23 protein-coding genes are annotated in these 21,856 nt (G+C 67.6%); 9 read left to right on the forward strand and 14 right to left on the reverse strand.

The window, feature by feature from the left end; translation table 11 throughout:
* Window positions 1-40 precede the first annotated feature (40 nt).
* Window positions 41-1,033, reverse strand: coding sequence for a D-2-hydroxyacid dehydrogenase (locus tag H4W26_RS06705; RefSeq protein ID WP_192591315.1), 993 nt, complete (start codon window positions 1,031-1,033; stop codon window positions 41-43).
* Window positions 1,034-1,151: 118 nt separating this feature from the next.
* Between H4W26_RS06705 and H4W26_RS06710 the strand changes: the two genes are divergently transcribed.
* The 3 genes from H4W26_RS06710 (at window position 1,152) to H4W26_RS06720 (ending at window position 4,135) form a co-directional block, all read left to right on the forward strand.
* Complete coding sequence (locus tag H4W26_RS06710) at window positions 1,152-1,826, forward strand: GntR family transcriptional regulator (RefSeq protein WP_192591316.1); 675 nt, start codon at window positions 1,152-1,154, stop codon at window positions 1,824-1,826.
* A gap of 9 nt (window positions 1,827-1,835) precedes the next feature.
* A complete protein-coding gene (locus tag H4W26_RS06715) occupies window positions 1,836-2,837 on the forward strand; it encodes an aldo/keto reductase family protein (protein ID WP_192591317.1) in 1,002 nt (333 codons plus the stop codon).
* A 134-nt stretch (window positions 2,838-2,971) separates the two neighbouring features.
* Complete coding sequence (locus tag H4W26_RS06720) at window positions 2,972-4,135, forward strand: hypothetical protein (RefSeq protein ID WP_192591318.1); 1,164 nt, start codon at window positions 2,972-2,974, stop codon at window positions 4,133-4,135.
* A gap of 124 nt (window positions 4,136-4,259) precedes the next feature.
* Here the strand turns inward: H4W26_RS06720 and H4W26_RS06725 are convergent, their stop codons facing one another.
* Together H4W26_RS06725 and H4W26_RS06730 are read right to left on the reverse strand one after the other, a co-directional pair.
* On the reverse strand, window positions 4,260-4,814 hold the full coding sequence (locus H4W26_RS06725; RefSeq protein WP_192591319.1) for an acyl-CoA thioesterase: 555 nt from the start codon (window positions 4,812-4,814) through the stop codon (window positions 4,260-4,262).
* 63 nt (window positions 4,815-4,877) lie between these two features.
* Window positions 4,878-5,690 (reverse strand): winged helix-turn-helix transcriptional regulator, encoded by an 813-nt coding sequence (locus H4W26_RS06730; protein ID WP_192591320.1) that lies wholly within the window; start codon window positions 5,688-5,690, stop codon window positions 4,878-4,880.
* A gap of 271 nt (window positions 5,691-5,961) precedes the next feature.
* Here H4W26_RS06730 and ald point away from each other — a divergent pair, with 271 nt between their 5' ends.
* On the forward strand, window positions 5,962-7,074 hold the full coding sequence (gene ald, locus H4W26_RS06735) for an alanine dehydrogenase (protein WP_192591321.1): 1,113 nt from the start codon (window positions 5,962-5,964) through the stop codon (window positions 7,072-7,074).
* Window positions 7,075-7,090: 16 nt separating this feature from the next.
* On the opposite strand, the gene H4W26_RS06740 is transcribed toward ald, so the two are convergent.
* Both H4W26_RS06740 and H4W26_RS06745 read right to left on the reverse strand, forming a co-directional pair.
* Window positions 7,091-8,206, reverse strand: a complete 1,116-nt coding sequence (locus tag H4W26_RS06740; protein WP_192591322.1) for an enoyl-CoA hydratase/isomerase family protein — start codon at window positions 8,204-8,206, stop codon at window positions 7,091-7,093.
* A 103-nt stretch (window positions 8,207-8,309) separates the two neighbouring features.
* Complete coding sequence (locus H4W26_RS06745; protein ID WP_192591323.1) at window positions 8,310-9,155, reverse strand: HpcH/HpaI aldolase/citrate lyase family protein; 846 nt, start codon at window positions 9,153-9,155, stop codon at window positions 8,310-8,312.
* A 411-nt stretch (window positions 9,156-9,566) separates the two neighbouring features.
* On the opposite strand from H4W26_RS06745, the gene H4W26_RS06750 reads away from it, so the two are divergent.
* Entirely contained in the window at window positions 9,567-10,280 is a 714-nt protein-coding gene (locus H4W26_RS06750) for a GerMN domain-containing protein (RefSeq protein ID WP_192591324.1), read from the forward strand.
* 6 nt (window positions 10,281-10,286) lie between these two features.
* Here the strand turns inward: H4W26_RS06750 and H4W26_RS06755 are convergent, their stop codons facing one another.
* From H4W26_RS06755 to hisC, 4 genes are all read right to left on the reverse strand, one after another.
* Window positions 10,287-11,774 (reverse strand): dihydrolipoamide acetyltransferase family protein, encoded by a 1,488-nt coding sequence (locus tag H4W26_RS06755; protein ID WP_192591325.1) that lies wholly within the window; start codon window positions 11,772-11,774, stop codon window positions 10,287-10,289.
* A gap of 2 nt (window positions 11,775-11,776) precedes the next feature.
* Window positions 11,777-12,772 (reverse strand): alpha-ketoacid dehydrogenase subunit beta, encoded by a 996-nt coding sequence (locus H4W26_RS06760; protein WP_192591326.1) that lies wholly within the window; start codon window positions 12,770-12,772, stop codon window positions 11,777-11,779.
* Entirely contained in the window at window positions 12,769-13,893 is a 1,125-nt protein-coding gene (locus H4W26_RS06765) for a thiamine pyrophosphate-dependent dehydrogenase E1 component subunit alpha (RefSeq protein WP_192591327.1), read from the reverse strand. Before H4W26_RS06765 ends, H4W26_RS06760 begins: the two co-directional genes overlap by 4 nt.
* Window positions 13,894-13,986: 93 nt before the next feature.
* On the reverse strand, window positions 13,987-15,087 hold the full coding sequence (gene hisC / locus H4W26_RS06770; protein ID WP_192592060.1) for a histidinol-phosphate transaminase: 1,101 nt from the start codon (window positions 15,085-15,087) through the stop codon (window positions 13,987-13,989).
* A 7-nt stretch (window positions 15,088-15,094) separates the two neighbouring features.
* Between hisC and H4W26_RS06775 the strand changes: the two genes are divergently transcribed.
* Entirely contained in the window at window positions 15,095-15,484 is a 390-nt protein-coding gene (locus tag H4W26_RS06775; protein WP_192591328.1) for a phage holin family protein, read from the forward strand.
* Here H4W26_RS06775 and H4W26_RS06780 read toward each other — a convergent pair.
* Window positions 15,481-16,986 (reverse strand): hypothetical protein, encoded by a 1,506-nt coding sequence (locus H4W26_RS06780; RefSeq protein WP_192591329.1) that lies wholly within the window; start codon window positions 16,984-16,986, stop codon window positions 15,481-15,483. The two genes, H4W26_RS06775 and H4W26_RS06780, sit on opposite strands and share 4 nt — an antisense overlap.
* Before the next feature lie 8 nt (window positions 16,987-16,994).
* Entirely contained in the window at window positions 16,995-17,459 is a 465-nt protein-coding gene (locus tag H4W26_RS06785) for a hypothetical protein (protein WP_192591330.1), read from the reverse strand.
* 194 nt (window positions 17,460-17,653) lie between these two features.
* Between H4W26_RS06785 and purB the strand changes: the two genes are divergently transcribed.
* From purB to H4W26_RS06800, 3 genes are all read left to right on the forward strand, one after another.
* Entirely contained in the window at window positions 17,654-19,108 is a 1,455-nt protein-coding gene (gene purB / locus H4W26_RS06790; protein WP_192591331.1) for an adenylosuccinate lyase, read from the forward strand.
* Between the two features lie 6 nt (window positions 19,109-19,114).
* Entirely contained in the window at window positions 19,115-19,702 is a 588-nt protein-coding gene (locus tag H4W26_RS06795; protein ID WP_192591332.1) for a sugar O-acetyltransferase, read from the forward strand.
* A 174-nt stretch (window positions 19,703-19,876) separates the two neighbouring features.
* Entirely contained in the window at window positions 19,877-20,287 is a 411-nt protein-coding gene (locus H4W26_RS06800; RefSeq protein ID WP_192591333.1) for a VOC family protein, read from the forward strand.
* Window positions 20,288-20,308: 21 nt separating this feature from the next.
* Here the strand turns inward: H4W26_RS06800 and H4W26_RS06805 are convergent, their stop codons facing one another.
* From H4W26_RS06805 to H4W26_RS06815, 3 genes are read right to left on the reverse strand one after another with little or no spacing between them, the layout of a single operon-like run.
* Window positions 20,309-21,175, reverse strand: coding sequence for a prenyltransferase (locus H4W26_RS06805; protein ID WP_192591334.1), 867 nt, complete (start codon window positions 21,173-21,175; stop codon window positions 20,309-20,311).
* Complete coding sequence (locus tag H4W26_RS06810; protein WP_192591335.1) at window positions 21,172-21,489, reverse strand: lycopene cyclase domain-containing protein; 318 nt, start codon at window positions 21,487-21,489, stop codon at window positions 21,172-21,174. The genes H4W26_RS06805 and H4W26_RS06810 overlap by 4 nt, the downstream gene beginning before the upstream one ends.
* A complete protein-coding gene (locus H4W26_RS06815) occupies window positions 21,489-21,854 on the reverse strand; it encodes a lycopene cyclase domain-containing protein (RefSeq protein WP_192591336.1) in 366 nt (121 codons plus the stop codon). Before H4W26_RS06815 ends, H4W26_RS06810 begins: the two co-directional genes overlap by 1 nt.
* Between the last annotated feature and the right edge of the window lie 2 nt (window positions 21,855-21,856).

Genomic DNA, 21,856 nt, shown 5'->3' on the forward strand with positions numbered 1-21,856 from the left:
GATCTGGATCTTTCGGTGATGCGGATCGACGAGGTTCGGTTCAGCCGCTGGGGACGTATCCTTTGGCGGTGTCGACGACATTGTGCAGCGGCTCCCCGTCCAGCCAGCGCGCCGCGTTGCGCACGAACTGCTCCGCGAGCGCGTCGCGCCAGCCCTGGACATCGCCGGACATATGGGCCGAGATCGTCACCGCCTCCATGTCCCAGAGCGGGGAGTCCTGGGACAGCGGCTCCTCGACGAAGACGTCGAGCGTGGCTCGGGAGAGCCGCCCGGCCTGCAGGTGACGGATGAGCGCCTGCTCATCCACAGACTCTCCGCGTCCGATGTTGATCAGATGCGCCCCTTCGCGCATCGCGGTCAGGGTCTTCTCCCCGACCAGGCCGGTGGTCTGCGGGGTCAGCGGGGCGGCATTGATGACGTGATCGAAGGCTCCCACATGCAGGTCCAGCTCGGCGCTGTCGATCACCGTGCCGAAATCTGGGTCCTGCTCGCGGGCGGTGCGCCCGGCACCGGTGACGGCGATCCCGACGGAGCGGAGCAGCCGGGCGGTCTCGCGACCGATGGCTCCGGTGCCGATGACCAGCGCTGAGCTGCCCTGCACCTTCTGCGTCTCGCGGTGCGCCCACTCCCGGTTCTGCTGGTGCCGCAGGCTGCCGGCGAAGTCCTTCGCGTGGGCGAAGATGGCGGCCAGCACGTACTCGGCGATCGGCCGGTCGAAGATTCCCTGCGCATTGGTGACGGTCACGCGCGAGTCGCTGAGCTCGTCGAACATGAGCGAGTCGACTCCTGCCGCCGCCACGTGGATCCATTCCAGCGAAGCGGTGTGCGGCCAGGCCTGCTTGACCGCCGGGGAGAAGAAGTCCCAGAGGAAGAGCGCCTGGGCCCCGTCCACCGCTTGGGACAGGTCGCTCGCCTCGGTGTATCGGATCTCGGCGCGCTCGGCGATCCGTTCGAGTCCGCTGGGGCGCGCATCCGATCCTGCGGTCTCCGCAGAGGGGCAGAGCACGGTGATGATCGGCAGAGCTTCTGACATGCTCACCTGCCCTTCACCACGGGGAATTGTGCCGGCATCACTGATCTGACGACCTTTCATACTGAGGTCCGGCTATGCTATGAATACCTGTGAAGATTGTCAACAATCCGGAGATGCCATGAGTTCCCCCGCAGGTTTTCAACCCGTCCACCGCGAGTCCACCTCCTCGCTGATCACACGAGCGCTGCGCGAGGGCATCATGAACGGCCGACTCCCCGCTGGGGCGCAGCTCTCTGAGGCGGGGCTGGCGGCCGAGTTTGGAGTCAGCCGAGGACCGCTGCGTGAGGCCATGCAGCGCCTGGTCCAGGAGGGGCTGGTCCGCAGCGAGCTCAACCGCGGGCTCTTCGTCAAGGAGCTCGACGAGGCGGAGATCCGCGATCTCTACCTCACCCGCACCGCGATCGAGACGGCGGCGGCATATACCCTCGCGCACTCGGAGGGGGCCTCCGAGGGTGCGCAGCGACTCCGCGAGCGTGCCGCGGCGATGGCGGAGGCAGTGGCGGCCGGGGACCTGAACGCGCTGGCGGATGCGGATTTCGCCTTTCACGAGGAGCTGGTGAGCCTGGCGGGCAGTCCCCGACTGCACCGCGTGCACGAGACCCTGATGGTGGAGACCCGCATGTGCATGACCGCCCTGCAGGAGACCTACTTCGACCCTGAGGACCAGGTCGCCGAGCACAGCCGCATCGCGGAGGCCATCGCTGCCGGCGACGACAAGGTGCTCCGGCGCGAGATCGAGGAGCACATGCAGGAGGCCCTGGACAGGCTGGTCCGGGCAGGCCACCAGGGATAGGCTCAGCTCATGGAATTCAGATACCTCGGAAACTCTGGCCTCAAGATCTCTGAGATCACATACGGCAACTGGCTCACTCACGGCTCGCAGATCGAGAACGACGTCGCCACCACCTGCGTCCACGCCGCCCTCGACGCTGGAATCACCACCTTTGACACCGCCGACGTCTACGCGAACACGGTGGCCGAGCAGGTGCTCGGCGACGCTCTTGCCGGACAGCGCAGGGAGTCTCTGGAGATCTTCACCAAGGTCTACTTCCCCACCGGCCCCAAGGGGCCGAATGACACGGGGCTGTCCCGCAAGCACATCATGGAGTCGATCAACGGCTCGCTGAGCCGGCTCGGCACCGATTATGTGGACCTGTACCAGGCCCACCGCTTCGACCACGAGACCCCGCTGGAAGAGACCATGCAGGCCTTCGCCGACGTGGTCCGCTCCGGCAAGGCGCTCTACATCGGCGTCTCCGAATGGACTGCGGACCAGCTGCGCGCGGGACATGCTCTGGCCAAGGAGCTCGGCATCTCGCTGATCAGCAACCAGCCGCAGTACAACATGCTCTGGAGGGTCATCGAGCCCGAGGTGATCCCCGCCTCCGAGGAGCTCGGCATCTCACAGATCGTCTGGTCACCCATCGCCCAGGGCGTGCTGACCGGCAAATATCTCCCCGGAGAGGCGGCACCCGAGGGTTCGCGCGCCTCGGACAAGGAGGCCGGCAAGTTCATCGAGCGGTACATGAATAAAGAGATCCTCACCGCCGTGCAGAAGCTCAAGCCGATCGCCGAGGACCATGGGCTGAACCTCGCACAGCTTGCCGTGGCCTGGGTGCTGCAGAACCCCAACGTGGCCTCCGCACTGGTGGGAGCCTCGCGTCCCGAGCAGATCGCCAGCAATGTGGCGGCTGCCGGGGTCACCCTGGATGACGCCGCGATGCACTCCATCGACTCGGTCCTGGGGGATCTGGCGCAGCAGGACCCGAGTCTGACGAAGTCCCCGGAGTCACGCCTCGTCTGAGCCCCAGGCGGGGGATGGTCTTTACCGGATCGTTATGAAAACAGCGCCCCGCGTCGTACACTTGCGGCTGGACTATTGACGTCAGCGGCAGAGTCGGGGCTCGGCCGCTCACCAGGCAACGGGGGCAGGACTGGATGAAGCGGGGAGCGCAGCATGCCGCGTCCTGGAGCGGCACTGCGCTCCTCAGCCTGGCCCTGGTGTTTGCCGCCAGCCCGGCTGCGATGGCCACTGCCTCCAGCGCGCCACCGTCTGCAGAGACCGGCACGACCTCCCCCGCAGAGCCCGGCACGCCGTCCGAGTCAACGCCCACCTCCGAGTCCACTCGGGGCACGAGCGAGGGCTCCACCGGGTCCGACGGCTCGGTCTCCCCAGACCCAGAGCCCACACCTTCGGAGACGCCAGGCTCCACCGAGCCGGCAACTCCGGACCCCGCGGAGACGACGTCCCCGAACCCCGCCGAAACTCCCGCGGAGCCCACACCGAGTCCGGACCAGCCAGCTGAACCGACTCCGGAACCTTCGACGCCCGGGACTCCTGAACCCACCGCCCCCGGGACTCCGGACCCCAGCGAGGATCCGACGCAGCTTCCGGACGAGCCCAGCCCCACTGAGCCGGCAGCCACGCCGGCACCCGACTCCGGGGCTCCCGAGGCCGAGCACTATCTTCGCTGCGGCTCGGCCTTCGCCGGACCGGGAGAGACTGAGACGCTGCGCCTGGACATGAGTCGCGGCATCACCGATCTCAGCGCAGGCTCCAGCCTCACCGGAGCCGCCATCTCGATCCAGGACGGGGTCGTCTACTATCAGGCGCCGTCTCCCCTGCCGCGGGGTTCATCTCAGGACGATTTCGCCGTGCGCGGGCAGGCTCCCGATGGGTCCAGGGTCCATGCCCGCTGCTATGTGGGACTGCAGGAGGCGACCGACGGGGGCGACGATCCCGGCGAACCTGTCCCCTCGACGTTGAGCCCCACCCGAGCTGCGCAGACGGAGGACACGCCGGAGGCGGCCCCCTCGGCACCCGATTCCTCGACCCCGGGATCCGCCACCTCCCGGGCGACGCCCGGTGGCCCACCCATTCCTGGGATGCCCGGCTACCCGCTGCCCGAGCCGAACTCTCCGCAGACCGAAGCCGCCACCGAGGCCGCGACCGGCACTCAGGACCGTGAAGGCGAGGCTCTGGCCCAGACCGGACTGGACACGCTCCGGGTGTCCACGGCCGTGGTTCTGGCGCTGCTGGCGATCATCGCGGGAGCCGCCGCTCTGCTGCTGGCCTCACGCAGGGTCCGCTCCGCAGAGTAGGCGCTGCGGCGTCGTCGCTCTGTGAACCCTCGTCGCCGAGCTGCGCCCCTGAACCCTCGTCGCTGAGCTGCGCCCCTGAACCCTCGTCGCTGAGCTGCGCCCCTGAACCCTCGTCGCTGAACCGTCACCAGCGATTGGGAGCAGGCTTCCGCGCCGAGGGAAGCGCCGAATCGGCCCGCCAGCGCTGGAGCTCCTCACTGACGGTGAGATCCGCGGGCGCCTCATGACCCAGTACACGCATGACCTCGAGGATCTCCTCATTGGAGACCGGTCCCTGCGAGGAGAGCAGGCGCCCGGCGATGTGGGCACGGACGTAGATCTCGCCGTCGACCACTGCGCGCTGTTCGAAGTAGAAGCACTTCTCGTCGAATCCGATCATCCGGGTATGGATCTCGAATCGAGTCATGAAGGTCACTGAGCGTCGGAAGGTGATCTGCTCCGACTGCACGACGGGTGACCATCCACGCCTGCGCATCTGCGCCCAGAGTCCCGATCGCGCCATGAGGTCGAAGCGTCCCAGGTCAAAGAGCGAGAAGTACTGTCCGTTGTTGATGTGGCGGGCGATGTCGATGTCGGTGGGCAGCGCGCGCAGCGCGAGGACCGAGGACTCCCACGGGGTGATCGAGGGCCGACGGCGGGCACGCAGCAGAATCAGGAGGGTGCGGAAGATCACATGCATGGGCTCAGTGTGCCACAAAGCTACCGTCGAGTAATAAGCTGCCACGCGATGGCGGTGGAACCCTCAGTGCGGGGAGGAGCTGGGGGCCGGCTGCTCGACTGCGGGCTCGGTCTCGGCGGGGCGCAGCACATACCCGGCACCCCGGACCGTGTGGATCATGCGCGGCATCCCCGCCTCGATCTTCTTGCGCACGTAGGAGATGTAGAGCTCGACGATGTTGGCCTGACCAGCAAACTCGTAGGCCCAGACCTGCTGCAGTATCTCCGCCTTGGGGAGCACGGTCCTGGCGTGGCGCATGAGCAGCCGCAGCAGCCGAAACTCGGTGTCGGAGAGGTCGATGTCACGCTCACCCCGGCGCACCGTTCGTGCCGTGGTGTCCAGCTCCAGGTCTCCGACCACCAGTCGCTCACCCTCGGCCCGGGCAGGAAGCCGAGCGGTCATCAGGTGAAGCCTGCGCAGGGACTCCTCCACTGTGATCACCCCGGTCATGTGGTCGTCCAGCGGATGGACCACATCCAGGACCTCGGCAAGCTCCACCTCGGCGTCGAACCACAGCAGCGCGGCCGTCTGTTCTCCGCTGGCCCGCAGCTCGAGGAGAATCGCGTCGAGTTCGGCGACTCTGCGGCTGGAGCGGACATCCACCACGAAGATCTCCGGCACGTCGGCACGCAGGCTCTGCCGCGCAGCCTCGCCGCTGGAGGCCTGAAGGACCTTGACGTCGAGCCCGCGCAGTCGCTGGCTCAGCTCGGAGGCCGCCGGAGAGGGCCCGCCGAGGATCAGCACGGGCGAGGAGATGGACAGCGCCCGACCGGCGCTGACGGACGACGACGGCAGGACCGCCTCGTGCTGGCGCCCAGCATCGTCCTCGTGCTCCATCGAATGAGTCTCCAGATCGTTCTCCCAGTCATGCCGCTCAGGGCGCCGCACACATCCTGCGCACCCTACAGACTGTCAAGATCTTGGCGCGGGGTGAAGTCCCAGGCTCAACAACAGCTTGACCCCTCTGCATGTGTGGCGAAGACCTCAGGCGCCATCCCGAACACCGGCCGGCATCCGTGACAGACTGGTCACAGTGACCGACATCACCCCACGTCGGCACTCGGTTCCGCCGCTGAACCGCCCATTCGGCACGTGAAGAGGAGAACAGATGATCATCGGAGTTCCCGCCGAAGTCAAGAACAACGAATACCGCGTGGCACTGACCCCCGCCGGAACTCTTGACCTGATCGGCCGCGGCCACCAGGTGCTGGTGCAGAGCGGAGCGGGCAAGGGTTCCGGATTCGCTGACACGGAGTATGTGACCGCGGGCGCCGATATCCGCGACAGCGCGGACGATGTCTGGGCCCAGGCCGAGCTCATCCTCAAGGTCAAGGAGCCTCAGGCCGAGGAGTTCCCCCGGATGCGCGAGGGTCAGCTGCTCTTCACCTACCTTCACCTGGCCGCCGAACCCGAGTGCGCCCGTGCCCTGCAGGAGCGCGGCGTCACCGCCATCGCCTACGAGACGGTGACCGGGCCACATGGCCTGCCGCTGCTCGCACCCATGAGCGAGGTGGCCGGTCGGCTCGCCCCCCAGGTAGGGGCCTACCACCTGATGCACTCGCAGGGCGGTCCCGGCATCCTGATCGGCGGCGTGCCCGGCTCGCGCCCGGCGAAGGTGGTCGTGATCGGTGGAGGCAAGGCTGGCGAACAGGCGGCGCTGACAGCGCTGGGCATGGGTGCCGATGTCACGGTGCTGGATCTCAACATTGATCGCCTGCGGGAGCTCTCGGCGCTGTCTGCGCGCGGACTCACCACGCTGGCCTCGAACACCCTGACGCTGAGCCAGGAGGTCGCGGACGCTGACCTCGTCATCGGCTCCGTGCTCGTCCCGGGGGCCACTGCGCCGAAGCTGGTCACCCGCGAGATGGCCTCGGCCATGCGCCCCGGATCGGTCCTGGTGGACATCGCCATCGATCAGGGCGGCTGCTTCGAGGGGTCACGGCCCACCACCCACGCGGATCCGACCTTCACGCTGGGCGAGCAGATCTATTACTGCGTGGCGAACATGCCCGGGGCCGTGCCGCACACCTCCACGGCCGCGCTGACGAACTCCACTCTGCGCTTCGTGTTCGCACTGGCGGACAAGGGCTGGAAGCAGGCTCTGCGCGAGGACCCGCACCTGGCCAATGGGCTCAACGTCCACGCAGGAGCCATCACCAACGCCCCGGTCGCAGAGGCGCTCGGCGCGCAGTACCGCGAGACCTCCAGCGTGCTGGCCTGAGCAGAACGCCTGAACCTCAGAGCGTCTGGACCTCACGGAGCCGGTGGCCCGGCACCGGGGTGAAATACGTCTCCACCAGGGAGTCGTCGACCTCGTCGAGCCGCGCTGGACTCCACTGCGGCGCCCGGTCCTTGTCGATGATCTGAGCCCGGATGCCTTCACGGAAGTCGTGCGAGCGCAGCATGTGCACAGCGATGGTGAACTCCTGATCCAACGCCGCCTCCAGCGTGAGCTGCTTCGCCGTCCGAATCGCTCGGTGGGCGACCCGCAGCGCGATCGGCGATTTTCCGCGCAGCGCTCGCGCTGCGGCGGCGGCCTGTTCCTGTTCAGGGGCCAGTTCGTCGAGGCGTTCGAGCACCTGCTCCACGGACGGGGCCGAATACGCGTAGTCGATCCACCCCCTTTGATCAGTCCCTGCGGAGACGGGCGGCTTCACGGTGAATCCCGGCAGCACCTCCGCCACAGGATCCGTGCTCAGCGCCTGGGTCAGCTCCCCCAGCGCGGCCGCAGGAACTTCGACGTCGGCCAGCCCCGAGGCGATGGTCTCGGCCGCGTCGAGGTGCGCTCCGGTGAGTCCTGCGTGCAGGCCGAGCTCTCCGGGAGCCTGACCCAGCAGCCAGGTGCCGCCGACATCCGGTGAGAACCCGATGGTCGTCTCCGGCATGCCGGACCGGGTGCGCTCGGTGACGACTCGGTGCGAACCATGGGCCGAGACGCCGATCCCTCCGCCGAGCACCAGACCGTCCATCAGTGCGATGAAGGGTTTGGGGTACTGCGCGATCGTACGATTGAGCGCGTATTCGTTCGCCAGGAACGTCTCGCTGGTGAAGTCGGCGGCGTATCCAGGTGTGCCGGCCGGGAGGATTCCGCCGCCGTCGTTCTCCTGGAGCGCGAGCATCTCGGAATAGAGGCTGGAGACGTCCCCTCCGGCGCAGAGCCCTCTGTCACCGGCGCCGCGGATGAGCACCTGGGCGACGTCGTCGTCGACGGCCCAGTCCTGAAGCTGCACCAGCAGGCACTCGCACATCAGCTGGGTCAGCGCGTTGACCGAGCGCGGCCTGTTCAGTGTGATGATCCCCAGGTGGCCGCGCAGCTCGAAGGCCACATCACCGGTATACGTCTCCCTGCCCATGTGACAGAGATTACCCTGCAGCTTCGCTGCGCCGAAAGATCATGCTCTGGCACCCCAGCGCTGAAGGATCAGTCGGGCCAGGCCCGGGCCTGCTCCCGAGGGGTCAGGCGTTCCAGAGGCCGTAGGAGTCTGCCAGTGAGGCGATCTTCTGCGCTCGTGCGAGTCGCGGCAGATAAGAGCCGTCGCCTATGGAACCGCCAGCCTCGTGGGCCTCGATCAGCTCCCTGGCCCAGCTCAGCTCATCCTCAGAGGGCGCCAGGCCGGTGTTGATGTGCTCGACCTGCGCGCGATTCAGCGAGAGCTTGCCCGTCATGCCCATGTTCGCAGTGACAAGACATGCCTCGGCAGTCTGCTCGGGGTCGGCGTCGGCGGCAGTGGGGCCGTCGATCGCTCCGGGGAGACCACCCACACGAGAGGCGATCACCAGGCGGGACCGCGCGTAGGCCAGAGCCATCGGGTCGGCCGAGACGCCGACGTCCTTGCGGAAGTCATTGGTGCCGAAGGCCAGCCGGAACGTGCCCGGGGCAGAGGCGATGAGGGTGGCGTTCTCGACCCCGAGGGCGGATTCCACCAGGGCGATGACCGGGGTGCCGGCGCGAAGCCGCATCGCGGTGTAGGTGACCTGTTCGGGGCGCTCGGTCTCTGCGAGCATCACCCCGCGGAGCCCCTCGGCCCGCGAGAGCGCGCTCAGATCGTCTTCCCAGTGCTCGGAGGTGGTGGGGCTGATGCGAACCCAGGCCGTCATGCCGCCGTTGAGCGCGCGCAGCACGGCCTCCCGCGCGGCGACCTTGCCCTCGTCGGGCACCGAGGCCTCGAGGTCGAAGATCACCGAGTCGGCCTCGCTGGCCAGTCCGGGGGCAAAATCATCCTCATGGGCGGCATTGATCAGCAGCCATGAGCGGGAGAGTTTCGCGGGAAGCGCCGCGGCGCGCCGGTTCCGGATGGGCATGAGCTCCAGCCTACCGGAGAAGGCAGCCCCGGATTGAGCCGGTCACGACCCCTGCCACGACCCGCGCCCAGGACTGTTGACATTCCGCTGCCCGACGCTCAGGATTAGCCCTGGTAGACGTTCAAGTTTGAAACATCTCGCTTGAGGCGTCGCCCCAGACGCAGGGTCAGGAGTCCCCCGTTCTCTCCTGACCGGCGCCGCCCAGAAGATGAGGGTCCACTTGTCGCGTGCACGACAATCCGCCCCCGTCGGCACCGGCACCTCATCTGTGCCGCGGGTGGAAGGCCACCCCCCGTTCCGGCCTTCCACCCGCGAGGGCGTGGGCAGCGGAGACACTGAGCAGGCATCGCTGTGCGATGGATTCGGGGCGGCGGATTCGTTGTGCGCCGCTGCAGCTTCTATTCTGGTGCCATGACACCCACTCGGTCTTCTCGAACCCGGAACCGCTGGGTCGCGGCCAGCCTGGGACTCACCGTGCTGGTCTCCAGCTGCGGCGACTCCTCCGAGACCGAGCAGGAGCAGACAGAGGAGACCGGCAGCTCCATTCCTCAGCCGGAGTACGACGCCGACGACTCCGTCCGACTGCCGCTGGCGATGATCAGCCCCGCAGAACAGAACCAGGAGGCCCCGCTCGACGAGGACGGGAGCCTGGAGAGCTCGGAGGCACCGGGAAGCCCGGTGGAGGAGGAGTCGAACGGGCAGCAGGCCCACGAGATCGAGATCGCCCGCACCGATGCCTTCGGCTGCGGGGACACGCTCTCGGTGATCCAGACGGTCCCCATGGTCACCGAGGATCCGGCGGTGGCCGCCCTGGAATACCTGATCAGCGACGAGCTGTATTCACACGGCTCTCCGGCCTTCGGCAATCCGCTCTCCGCCTCTGAGGACCTCAGCGTGGACTCCGTGGAGCTCGAGGGAGACACCGTCACCGTGCAGCTCAGCGGCGAGGCGGTGACCAGCAGCGAGTGCGAGTCATGGCAGATCCTCACGCAGATCGAGACGACCGCCCGGGCAGCCACCGGTGCCACCGACAGCGAGGTCCGTCTCGAGGGCCAGCCGCTGGCAGAGGTCCTGGGCCTCGGCCCGGCACAGAGCCCGGTGGAGATCCGCGAGATCACCGACTGACCAGGCTCAGTCGATCAGCAGACCCGGCTGCTCCATGACCGCGGCCACATCGGAGATGAACCTCCCCGCCAGATCCCCGTCGATCAGCCGGTGGTCGAAGGATCCACCGATCACCATGACATCGCGCGGGACGATCTGGCCGTCCACGACCCAGGGCTTCTTCCGCACGGCGCCGAGTGCGACGATCGCTGCCTGGCCCGGCGGCAGGATCGGGGTTCCGCTGTCGAGACCCAGGGTGCCGATATTGGTGATCGAGACGGTCCCGCCCTGCATCTCACCGGGGGTGGTCCGGCCTTCGCGGGCGTCGACGGTCAGCTGGGTGATCGCCGCAGCCAGCCCGCGGGTGTTGAAGGCGTGGGCTTCGTGGATCACTGGAACCACCAGACCGCGCGGGGTGGCCGCAGCGATCCCCAGGTTCAGATAGTTCTTCAAGGTGTAATAGGTGTCGTGCCAGGTCGCGTTGACCTGGGGATTTCGGCGGGCCGCCCAGATGATCGCCTTGGCGGCGAAGAGCATGGGCGAGACGCTCAGTCCGGCATAGGAGGGATCCTGCTTCAGCGCGGAGCGAAGCTCCATGGTGCGGGTGACGTCGACCTCTTTGAACACCGAGACATGCGGAACGGTGGTCGCGGAGGCGGTGACGTTGCGGGCGGTCGCCTTGCGCACCCCGCGCACCTGCACATTGTCCTCACGCGGACCTTCGTAGAGCAGCCCCTCCTCGGCGGGCGTCGTCTTGCGCCGGCCCGGAGACGGCGCACCCGTGGAAGGGACCTGGCCGGAGGCGCGCTGCTCACGCTTCTGCCGCGCCTGGCGCTCCACGTCATCCCGGGTGATCTGGCCGTTGCGTCCGGAGCCGACGAGCTCCCAGACGGCGACGCCGAGCCGCTTCGCCAGCGCGCGCACCGGAGGACTCGCGCGGGCCACGATGTCGGCGATGTCAGTCACAGCACCTGCGGGTGCCGCCGGGGCGGCGATCTCCAGCCCCTCCAGGTCCACCAGGTCTGGCGCCGTGGAGCGTGTCCGGCGACGGCGGGTGGCGGAGTCGGCTTTGGGACCCGAGCCGACCAGCGCCTGGTTCTCGCCTTCGCTCTCCGCCTTCGCGGCCCGCTCGGAGGCGGCCGCCTGTTCGGCGGCCTCAGCCTTCTCGGCGGCCTTGCGGCCGCGACCGGAGCGGGACCGGCTGCTCTTCTCGGCAGGTGCTGCGGGTTCCTCCGGCGCAGCCGGGGCTGCGGAATCGGGGGCGGGGGCGTCCTCGCCCTCGGCGGCGATCCTGATCAAGGGGGACCCCACCTCGATGGTCTCCCCCTCGCTCGCCACAAGCTCGGTGACAGTTCCGGCGAAGGGCACCGGCAGCTCCACCAGCGACTTGGCGGTCTCGATCTCGACGACGATGTCATTAACCTCGACGGTGTCACCCACGGAGATGCGCCAGCTGACGATCTCCGCCTCGGTGAGTCCCTCGCCGACATCGGGAAGATTGAAGGTCTCGGCCATGCTCAGACACCCCTCTGGTAGCTGAAGCTGCGATCCACGGCTTCCAGCATGCGATCAATATCGGGCAGGTACCGGTGCTCCTGCGAGGCGGGCGGATAGGGCATGTGGAATCCTCCCACTCGCAGCACCGGGGCCAGAAGTCGGTGATGCGCCCGCTCAGCGACCCGAGCGGCGATCTCTCCGCCCATGCCGCCGAAGGTGGGCGCCTCATGGGCGACGACCAGCCGCTGGGTCTTCGCGGCCGAGCGCGCGATGGTCTCGTCATCGAGTGGGCTGATCGACCGGATGTCCACCACCTCGATGCTGCGCTGATCCGCCCGGGCCGCCTCGGCGGCGGCGAGCGCCACCGGGACCAGCGGACCGTAGGTGGCGATGGTGGCATCGGTGCCCTCGCGCAGCACCTGGGCTCGGAAGGCGTCGGGCGCCGGGTTCTCGGTGTCCACCTTGCCCTTGAGCCAGTAGCGTCGCTTGGGCTCGAGGATGATCACCGGATCATCGCTGACGATCGCCTGCCGGGTCATCCAGTAGGCGTCCTGCGGGCTGGACGGGGCCACGACCCGCAGACCCGCAGTATGCGCGAAGAGCGCCTCAGGAGACTCGGAATGATGCTCCACGGAGCCGACATGTCCGCCATAGGGCAGCCGGATGGTCACCGGCACCTTGACCTTGCCATCGGTGCGGCTGTGCATCTTCGCCAGCTGGCTGGTGATCTGGTTGAAGGCGGGAAAGACGAAGCCGTCGAACTGGATCTCGGCCACCGGCCGATAGCCGCGCATGGCCATGCCGATGCTGGTGCCGATGATGCCCGATTCTGCCAGCGGGGAGTCGATCACGCGGTGAGTGCCGAACTCCGCCTGGAGCCCGTCGGTCACCCGGAAGACCCCACCCAGCGCACCGATGTCCTCACCGATCAGCAGCGTCCGCTGATCGGCCGCCAGCTCGTCGCGCAGCGCCGCCGTGATCGCCTTGGCCATCGGCATCTCTTTGATCGCGCTCATCGTGTGCCGCCCGCTTCCGTGGTCGTCTCTTCGGCGAAGCCGGCCTCGTAGTCCTTCAGCCAGGCCTTCTCGGCCTCCACCTGCCGGTGCGGCTCCGAATAGACGGTGTCGAAGACCCGCTCGATGTCGATCGGCTCCAGCGCCAGCACCGACTTGCGCATGTCCGAGGCGAGATCCTTGGACTCGGCGTCGACCTGCTCGAAGTAGGCCTGATCGGCCTCACCGGTGGAGTCCAGCCAGGACCGATAGCGCCGGATCGGATCGCGCCCCTCCCAGAGCTCGAGCTCCTCGTTGCTCCGGTACTTGGTCGGATCATCGGCGGTGGTGTGGGCACCCATGCGGTAGGTGACCGATTCGATCAGCTTGGGGCCCTTGCCGGCTCGTATCTCAGCGGAGAGCTTCGTGGCCACGGCATAGCTGGCGAGCACGTCATTGCCGTCCACGCGGACGCCTTCAAAGCCGTAGCCCTGTGCGCGGTTCACCAGAGGCCCGCGGGACTGCGTGCGGGTGGGCACGGAGATCGCCCAGTGGTTGTTCTGGATGAAGTAGAGCATCGGCAGCTCGTAGGAGCTGGCGAAGACCATGGACTCATGCACGTCGCCCTGGCTGGTGGCGCCGTCGCCGATGCAGGCGACGACGATCTCGTCCTCGGCCCGATCGCGCGGGATGCTGCCGGTGCGCTGGTCCTGTTGGATCCCCATGGCCCAGCCCGCGGCATGCAGGGTCTGCGCCGCGAGCACCAGGGTATAGACCTGGAAGTTGTGCTGCCGCGGGTCCCAGCCGGAATGGCGAGTCGCGCGGAAGGTGGTCAGCAGCTCCTCCGGGGCGATCCCCCGGTAGAGCGCCATGGCATGTTCGCGGTAGGTCGGAAAGACCATGTCGGAGGACTTCAGCGCGGCAATGGTGCCCACCTGGGCGGCTTCCTGGCCGAGTGCGGGTGCCCAGAGCGCAAGCTGTCCCTGCCGCTGCAGCGAGGTGGCCTCGGCGTCGAGCCGACGCTCCATGGCCATGTAGCGGTAGAGCTCGCGCAGCTCCTCGCCGCTCAGCTTCGCGATATAGGGACCGTAGACCTCGTTCTCAGCGAGCTTCCCGTCCGGGGCGAGCAGCTGTATGGGCTGCACCTCTTGTGGCTGCACTGTGTGATCCTCTCCGGTGGCACCGCTGATGACCGCCCTGCAGGTGAGGAGGGCCACCGTTCATTCTGTCAGCTCGACTCAGTCGTGGAATCTGTAGGTCCGGCACAACTCGATGAATCGATCATTGGCCTCGACCTCACCAATCGTGACCCGCACGCCCTCGCCGGCGAATGCGCGCACTGCAAGCGCCTGCACCCCGGCCTGCTGGGCGAAGTCCTGGGACTTCTCGCCCAGCGGGAGCCAGACGAAGTTGCCCTGCGGCTCGGGGATGGTCCAGCCGGCCTCGGTCAGCGCCGCGAACACGCGCTCCCGCTCGGCCACCAGGGAATCGACCCGCGCAGTGACCTGATCTATGTTCTCCAAGGAGGCAAGCGCGGCGGCCTCGGCCAGCGTGGAGACGCCGAAGGGCGGTGCGACCACGCGCAGGTGCGCGGTGATCTCCTGCGAGGCGATGGAGTAGCCCACGCGCAGCGCGGCCAGGCCGTGCGCCTTGGAGAAGGTGCGCAGCACCACCACGTTGGGGTGGGTGCGGTAGAGCGAGAGCGCATCGAGCGGATCCTCGCTGCGCACGAATTCCTGATACGCCTCATCGAGGACGACGACGACGTCGCTGGGAGCCTTCGCGAGGAATCCCTCCACCTCGCTGTGGCTCAGCGCAGGACCCGTGGGGTTGTTCGGGGTGCAGAGCAGAATCACCTTGGTCTGCTCGGTGATCGCGGCGAGCATGGCCTCGAGGTCATGGCGTCCGTCGGAGGCCACCGGGACGGTGACGTCCTTCGCCCCGGCGGTGCGCACCACGATCGGGTAGGCCTCGAAGGAGCGCCAGGCGTAGATGACCTCGTCCTTGCTTCCGTCGCTGTTGGAGCCTGCGAAGGCGTTGATGATCTGGGTCAGCGCTCCCAGGCTGCCGGTGCCTGCCACGATGTCCTCCACCGGCACCTCGAGGGCGCTCGCCAGTCCGGCGCGCAGTCCCTCCGCGCTGGGATTCGGATAGCGATGCAGGGTGTCGATCTCGGCGAGCGCCTGCGTCACTGCAGGCACGGGGCCCAACGGGTTCTCGTTGGAGGAGAGCTTATAGGGGGTCAGCCCGTCGGCCGGCTGAGGCGGCTTGCCTGCCGCATATGCTGGCAGAAGGCTGACACTTTCCCGTGGGGTGATCGACCCGGCGCGTGAGAACATAGTCACCGTGAGAATCCTACTGGCAATCATCTTGAACGCCCTGGCCCTCGCCGCAGCGGCATTCCTCATCCCCGGCATCTATGTGGACGGCGCCGAGACGGGCACGGGCGCGACGATCCTCGCCTTCCTGTTCGTGGGAGCCGTCTTCGGGCTGGTCAATGTGGTCATCAAGCCCATCATCGCGCTGCTCTCGCTGCCCATCACCTGCCTGACGCTGGGCCTGTTCGCCGTGGTCATCAATGCCGGCATGCTGATGCTCACCGCGTGGCTGACCTCCTGGGTCCCGGTGCACTTCGTGGTGGAGGACTTCTTCTTCAGCGCCATCCTGGGCTCCATCGTGGTCTCGCTGGTCTCGGCGCTGCTGAACCGATTCATCCTGCGTCCGCTGGAGAACTAGCGGACCCGGTCCGCACCCGACCGCACCTCCTCCACTCCTGATCCCACCTCCTGCGTGCCTGCCTGCAGCCTGCCGGCCCATTCGGTGATGGTCTGCTGCACCCGTTCCGTGCCGGCCGCGTCCCATTCCGTGGTGAACACCGTGGGCCGGTGCTCACCGGAGAGCTGCTCCGCAAGCTCGCGCAGGTGTTCTCGCTGCCCCGCGTCCAGATGGGACTTCGGGTCATCTTCCAGGATTCTGATCGCCTCGAGGTTGTGGGTGTAGCTGTGACTCTGACCGAAGATCCCTCCCACCCGCCCCTCGGACGCGTGGTGCTCATAGTTGATCTCCACCCGTGTTGAGGAAAGCTCACTGTCCTCGCTCATCAGCCGCGGCACCGGGTCGTTGACGTCCTGGAAACTCGTGGTGCGCACGCCAGGAGTGATCGGTCCACCACGCCCCGGGCCCGCGACCGTCACCACCTGAGAGATGCGGTACTTGCGAGCAAGACGGCCGCCCGCTGCGATGTTCAGTGCATGAAGCGCCCCCTGGGAGTACCCGGAGATGAGCAGCTCATCCCCGGTCTGAGCGCCCGAACGCTGCAGAGCCTCCTCGATCACCGCCTGCAGGTTCTCCGAGTCATTGGTGACGGCATCCGCGAGGCTGTTCACACCGCGTCCGGCACTCAGATCCAGCTCACCGGCGGCGATCGCGTCCAGGTCCATCTCCTCCAGTTCTTCGGGAAGCTCCAGCCCGGGGATATGCACGATGTGCCGCTGATCCCCCTCCGCTGTGTCGGAGGAGGAGATGCTGAAGTCTCCTGCGGCGGCGACCGCTGCCTGCGCCTCGAGATAGTCGGTGAGCCGGTGTGACTCGGTGCGTGGCAGCTGCTGGGTCTCCACGTTCAGCCTCTGCGAACTCGCCCGGGAGGCTCGGCGCACCTCCTCGAACAGAGTCTGGGCGATCAACCCTCCGGCCTCGCCCGAGGCGCGCACCGCCGGCTGCTTTCTGGCCACCATGGCGAACAGCAGGACACCGGTATGGCCGAGGTTCACCAGCGCCGTCCGAGCCCAGGCCGCCGCCAGCGCCCTGTCCCCCTCGGGATGGACGATGTGGGGGTACATCTCGGGGTACTGCGTGATCTGTCGTGCGGCACCGAGCCAGCGCACCACCAGTGCTTCGGTGTCGCGGTAGCTCTCGTGTGCACGCTCCACGGCGTCGGAGGTCTGCTCCATGGCCGAGCTGCCGATCGCCGACTGTGCTGTGCTGATGCCGAGCTGCGCGCCGAAGAGCGGGATCTGCCAGTGCGGCGCGAAGCCGGCGGCGGAGCCGAAGATCTCATCGGCGATGCTGGCGAGGTCGTGCCGCTGCTCCTCGGCCATGCGTGCCGCCTGCCGCAGCTGCTGGGCTCCGAGCTGAAGCGTCTCCAGCACCAGATTCGTCTGGGTGGGACCGCCATAGGCCTGGACGGTGAACTCCCGCTCGCGCGGTTCGCCGAACTGATCGGGTCTGAGGATGTACATGACTCTGCTCAACCTCTGGATCCGCTGGCCTCTGTCAGAAGCGTCAGCGGCAGACCTCCGTGACGCTCCAGGAACCTCAGGAAATCGCTGGCACTCTCGCCCGCGCGGCGAGCACTCCCGAGCAGCGCCTCTGCTGCCAGCTCGAGCCCGCTGCCGGTCAATGCGTCCACGGCGCCGGCCAGCACACTGGCCAGGTGGGCGTACTCATGCAGGTCTTCAGCGATCAGTCGGGCACGCACCGCCAGCTCGGTGACGGATTCCTGACGTTCCCGGGCCGAGGTCACGTGATGGTAGGTCAGTGCCGTGAAGGCCTGCCCAGCAGGTGAGTCCCAGCGCACGCTCAGCGCCGAGGCGAGGACCGCGGCGATGCAGTCCTCACTGCGCACGGCCACCCCCTGCAGGGCCGAAGCCGCCCGCTCATACGCGAGGGCGGACGCCTGCAGCTGCTGCGCGGCCGGAGAGAACCCGATCATGGGCCGCGCCTCCCTTCTGTCCCGTCGCCGGCGCTGGCTGGCCTGCCGGTGCTGCCGGCGAATCCTGTGCTGCCTGTGCTGCGAATCTAGGCGCCGACGCGCCCGCCCACGGCGCGTCTGTGCGGTCCGTGGAGACCGGGCCGGGCCGCGTCGTCGTCACCGGTGCTGGGGAAAACTCGTGAAAGAATCAGCCCATGGTCACCTCTTCCACTCCCGCTGCCACCGCCGAGAACGAGCACCCCGCGAGCCGCGTCCGTCTGGCCGATGCCGAGCCACAGATCGCGCTCGGCGCGCTGGACGGTCGGTACCGCAGCGCCGTCGCGCCACTGGTGGACCACCTCTCCGAGGCCGCGCTGAACCGCAATCGGCTCCACGTGGAGATCGAGTGGTTCATCCACCTGTGCACCGAAGGCGTGCTTCAGGGGCTGCCGACGCTCGATGAGGAACAGCTGCGCGGTCTGCGCGGGATCGTCACCGGGTTCGGCACCGAGGAGCTCGCCGAGCTGGGGGCCATCGAGGCCGAGACCCTGCACGATGTGAAGGCCGTGGAGTACTTCATCGCACGTCGACTCCCGGCCCTGGGGCTGGCCCAGCTCACCCCGCTGGTGCACTTCGCCTGCACCAGCGAGGACATCAACAACCTCTCCTACGCGGTGGGCATCCGCGACGCCGTGCAGCAGGTCTGGCTCCCGGCCGCCCACGGCGCTCTGGAATCCCTCGCCACGCTCGCCGAGGACTCCGCTCAGGTGGCCATGCTGGCCCGCACGCACGGGCAGCCCGCCACGCCGACCACGCTGGGCAAGGAGATCGCCGTCTTCGTCCACCGACTCCGGCGGCAGCTGGGCCGCATCGAATCCCAGGAGTTCCTGGGCAAGCTCAACGGCGCCACAGGAACCTATGCCGCACACCTCGCCGCTGCCCCCGAGGCGGACTGGCCTGCGCTGTCGCAGCGGTTCGTGGAGAAGCTGGGGCTCACGTTCAACCCGCTGACCACACAGATCGAGTCCCACGACTTCCAGGCCGAGCTCTACGCCGATATGGCCCGATTCAACCGGATCCTGCATGGACTGTGCGTGGATCTGTGGAGCTACATCTCGATCGGCTTCTTCCGTCAGATCCCGGTGGCCGGCGCCACCGGATCCTCGACCATGCCGCACAAGGTCAACCCGATCCGCTTCGAGAACGCCGAGGCGAACCTGGAGATCTCCAATGCGCTGCTCGATGCCTTGGGCTCGACCCTGGTGGAATCACGCTGGCAGCGCGATCTCACCGACTCCTCGGGACAGCGCAACATCGGCACCGGAATCGGGCACTCGGTGCTTGCGCTGAGCAATGTGAGCAAGGGGCTGAAGCAGCTTGCGGTGGCCGAAGAGGTCATCGCTGCCGACCTCGACGCGAACTGGGAGGTGCTCGGCGAGGCCATCCAGACCGTGATGCGCGCCGAAGCCGTGGCCGGGGTGCCGGGCATGGAGAATCCCTATGAACGGCTCAAGGAGCTCACCCGCGGCCGCCGGGTGGACGCCGAGAAGCTCAAGGAGTTCGTGGGCGGGCTGGGTCTGTCCGAGGCCGCGGAGGCTCGGCTGAAGCAGCTGACCCCGGCGGGCTACACCGGTCTGGCCGCTCAGCTGGCCAACCAGTTCAGCCGATAGGCACCCATGGAGCACGGAGCGTTCACCGAAGACGAGCGGACCCAGTATCAGCGTCTGCGGGACGGGCACTGGTACCGGGCCGATGAAGAGATCCTCGAGCGCGCCTTCGCGGCTCATCAGCTCTCTCACCGGTACAGCCAGGCGGCAGCCCAGGGCGACGACGACGCTGCCGCTGCGCTGCTGCCGCAGCTGATCGGTGAGCTCGGCGAGGATGTGGCGATCCGACCCCCGCTCTCGGTGGACTACGGCGCGCATATGTCCATCGGGGACCGCGTCTTCATCAACACCGGCCTGGTGGCGCTGGACGTCGCCCCGATCCGGATCGGAGCTGACTGCCTGCTGGGTCCCAATGTGCAGCTGCTGACCCCGATCCATCCCTTGGAGCCGGGTCCGAGGCGGCAGAAGTGGGAGTCCGCGGAGCCGATCACCCTGGAGGAGAACGTGTGGCTCGGCGGCGGCGTCATAGTCTGCCCTGGAGTCACCATCGGTCGCAACAGCGTGATCGGCGCCGGTTCGGTGGTGACCCGCGACATCCCCGCGAACTCTGTGGCCGTGGGCAACCCCGCTCGGGTCATTCGGGCGCTGGAGGCGTGAGCCGCCCCAGGGATTGCGCCGTCTCTGTGTGACGGCGGCCGGCGGTGGCAGGCGAAGACTCACCGGCGAGCAACGGGTCGGGCCGCAGCGCTTCCCCCGCTGCGCAGGAACAGGTGAGAATAGCCGCGTCCCATAGTCCGGGCGCGTCGGCGCCCTGGTGAAGAGAGGCCCTCCATGACCATCGGCATGACCCCCTATCTGCAGTTCTCCGGCACCGCGCGCAGCGCCCTGGAGTTCTACCACTCGATCTTCGGCGGGGAGCTCGGCATGATGACCTACGCCGAGGGCATGGGCACCGAGGATGAGAACAAGGATCTCCTCATGCATGGTTCGCTGTTCGTGGACCGAGGCCTCCACCTCATGGCCTCCGACGCCCCGGCTGGGGTGCCCGCTGTGCTGGGCACCGTATCGCTGAGCAACAGCACCCCCGACGACGCGGAGCACAAGACCCTCGAGCAGTGGTGGGAGAAGCTCTCCGAGGGCGCCGAGATCAGCGAGCAGCTGGCACAGTCGCCGTGGGGCGACACCTTTGGGATGCTCACCGACAAGTTCGGGGTGCCCTGGATGGTCAACGCCGCGCGCTGAGGATCTTCACCAGATCCAGCCTCACCACACCCAGATCAGCATCAGCGTCGCGAGGAACCCGCAGGCATAGTTCAGCCAGATGAACCTGCGCCAGGCAGAGTTCACTCCAGCAGAGGTCTCATCGGTGACGTTGAACCAGGGCAGCGAGATGGCGATATAGGGCACCACCAGCACTGCCGCCAGCGGGGTCGGCCACTGCCCCAGGAGCAGCAGCACCCCCGCTGCCGCCCAGAGCAGCACCGCCATCCGCACGGTGAAGCGCGCCCCAAGCGCTGTGGCCACCGAGGCGATGCCGCCCTCACGGTCTGGCACCACGTCCTGCACCGCACCGAAGGCGTGGGCGGCCATGCCCCAGAGGAAGAAGGCCGCCAGGATGAGCACCACAGTGGCGCCCGGATCGTAGCCGACCCGATCGTGTGCCAGCGCGAACCCGACCACCGCAGGACTGACGAAGTGGGTGCTGGAGGTCAGCGAATCCAGGAACGGACGCTCCTTGAATCGCAGCCCCTTCACCGAATACGCGGCGACGGCGAAGAGGCTCACCAGCATCGCGGCCCACGTGGCGGGCCCGCCGCCGAGCATCAGCGCCAGCGCAGGCGGCAGGGTGCTCAGCGCTGAGATCCACAGCACCGGGGCGTGCAGCGCGGGAGCCAGCAGTGCGCCCTCGATCCCACCCTTGCGAGGATTGCGCAGGTCCGACTCGTAGTCGAACACGTCATTGATCCCATACATCGCGACGTTGTAGGGAACCAGGAAGAACAGCGCACCCAGGATCAGCACCCAGTCGATCTCCCGTGCGGCATAGAGATACGCCGCGGCGAAGGGAAAGGCGGTGTTGATCCAGCTGAAGGGTCGCGAGGAGAGCAGCAGCTGACGGACCAGGTTCATCGGCCCACCTGCCCGGCGGAGGCCCGCTCGGTTCGCCGACGCAGCACATGCCAGAGCGCCGGCAGCAGCAGCACCGCGGCCAGCGAGTAGCTGAAGTCCTCGATCGGGGCGAGCCACAGGTACACCCCGAGCAGGTGCTCATGGCCGTAGCGCACGATGTCGAGACCGATGATCACGTTGTCGAAGACCGCTGTGAGGATCAGCAGCACCAGCGTCGTGGCTCCCACCGCGGCCCAGTGGATCCGATGCCGCAGCGCCACGGCTGCGATGACCGCGGGCACCATGAAGGCCAGGCTCAGCCAGAGATAGGCCATTAGGCCTTCCCCTGCCCGCTGGACGGCGCGCTCGACCGGGCAGTCGCCGCGCTGCGGGCGTCCAGCAGCCTGGCCGCCCCGGTGTAGAGGATCATCGTGCACAGGCTCAGGAACGCGAGGAACACCGGCTCCTCCAGCGGCATCTCCGGGGCGAGCATGATCCCGGTCATGTAGGCGCTGTGGCCGACCAGGAAGATTCCGAGTCCGATTCCGGCGAAGTCCCATAGCAGGAAGAAGACGACGCCGATCACGGTCACCACCGCAGCCACCCGCGGGTCACGGAAGAAGAAGAGCTGGAACCGGCGATCGATCAGCAGCATGCAGGCGGCCGCAAGCAGCAATCCCGCCAGGTACAGGTAGGACACGC

Source organism: Nesterenkonia halotolerans (genome assembly GCF_014874065.1).
In the GTDB taxonomy this organism is placed as follows: domain Bacteria; phylum Actinomycetota; class Actinomycetes; order Actinomycetales; family Micrococcaceae; genus Nesterenkonia; species Nesterenkonia halotolerans.

Coding starts and splice junctions, on each gene's coding strand:
- H4W26_RS06705 (WP_192591315.1), bottom strand. CDS start 1,033: ATGTCAGAAGCTCTGCCGATCATCACCGTGCTCTGCCCCTCTGCGGAG.
- H4W26_RS06710 (WP_192591316.1), top strand. CDS start 1,152: ATGAGTTCCCCCGCAGGTTTTCAACCCGTCCACCGCGAGTCCACCTCC.
- H4W26_RS06715 (WP_192591317.1), top strand. CDS start 1,836: ATGGAATTCAGATACCTCGGAAACTCTGGCCTCAAGATCTCTGAGATC.
- H4W26_RS06720 (WP_192591318.1), top strand. CDS start 2,972: ATGAAGCGGGGAGCGCAGCATGCCGCGTCCTGGAGCGGCACTGCGCTC.
- H4W26_RS06725 (WP_192591319.1), bottom strand. CDS start 4,814: ATGCATGTGATCTTCCGCACCCTCCTGATTCTGCTGCGTGCCCGCCGT.
- H4W26_RS06730 (WP_192591320.1), bottom strand. CDS start 5,690: ATGGAGCACGAGGACGATGCTGGGCGCCAGCACGAGGCGGTCCTGCCG.
- ald (WP_192591321.1), top strand. CDS start 5,962: ATGATCATCGGAGTTCCCGCCGAAGTCAAGAACAACGAATACCGCGTG.
- H4W26_RS06740 (WP_192591322.1), bottom strand. CDS start 8,206: ATGGGCAGGGAGACGTATACCGGTGATGTGGCCTTCGAGCTGCGCGGC.
- H4W26_RS06745 (WP_192591323.1), bottom strand. CDS start 9,155: ATGCCCATCCGGAACCGGCGCGCCGCGGCGCTTCCCGCGAAACTCTCC.
- H4W26_RS06750 (WP_192591324.1), top strand. CDS start 9,567: ATGACACCCACTCGGTCTTCTCGAACCCGGAACCGCTGGGTCGCGGCC.
- H4W26_RS06755 (WP_192591325.1), bottom strand. CDS start 11,774: ATGGCCGAGACCTTCAATCTTCCCGATGTCGGCGAGGGACTCACCGAG.
- H4W26_RS06760 (WP_192591326.1), bottom strand. CDS start 12,772: ATGAGCGCGATCAAAGAGATGCCGATGGCCAAGGCGATCACGGCGGCG.
- hisC (WP_192592060.1), bottom strand. CDS start 15,087: ATGTTCTCACGCGCCGGGTCGATCACCCCACGGGAAAGTGTCAGCCTT.
- H4W26_RS06780 (WP_192591329.1), bottom strand. CDS start 16,986: ATGTACATCCTCAGACCCGATCAGTTCGGCGAACCGCGCGAGCGGGAG.
- H4W26_RS06785 (WP_192591330.1), bottom strand. CDS start 17,459: ATGATCGGGTTCTCTCCGGCCGCGCAGCAGCTGCAGGCGTCCGCCCTC.
- purB (WP_192591331.1), top strand. CDS start 17,654: ATGGTCACCTCTTCCACTCCCGCTGCCACCGCCGAGAACGAGCACCCC.
- H4W26_RS06795 (WP_192591332.1), top strand. CDS start 19,115: ATGGAGCACGGAGCGTTCACCGAAGACGAGCGGACCCAGTATCAGCGT.
- H4W26_RS06800 (WP_192591333.1), top strand. CDS start 19,877: ATGACCATCGGCATGACCCCCTATCTGCAGTTCTCCGGCACCGCGCGC.
- H4W26_RS06805 (WP_192591334.1), bottom strand. CDS start 21,175: ATGAACCTGGTCCGTCAGCTGCTGCTCTCCTCGCGACCCTTCAGCTGG.
- H4W26_RS06810 (WP_192591335.1), bottom strand. CDS start 21,489: ATGGCCTATCTCTGGCTGAGCCTGGCCTTCATGGTGCCCGCGGTCATC.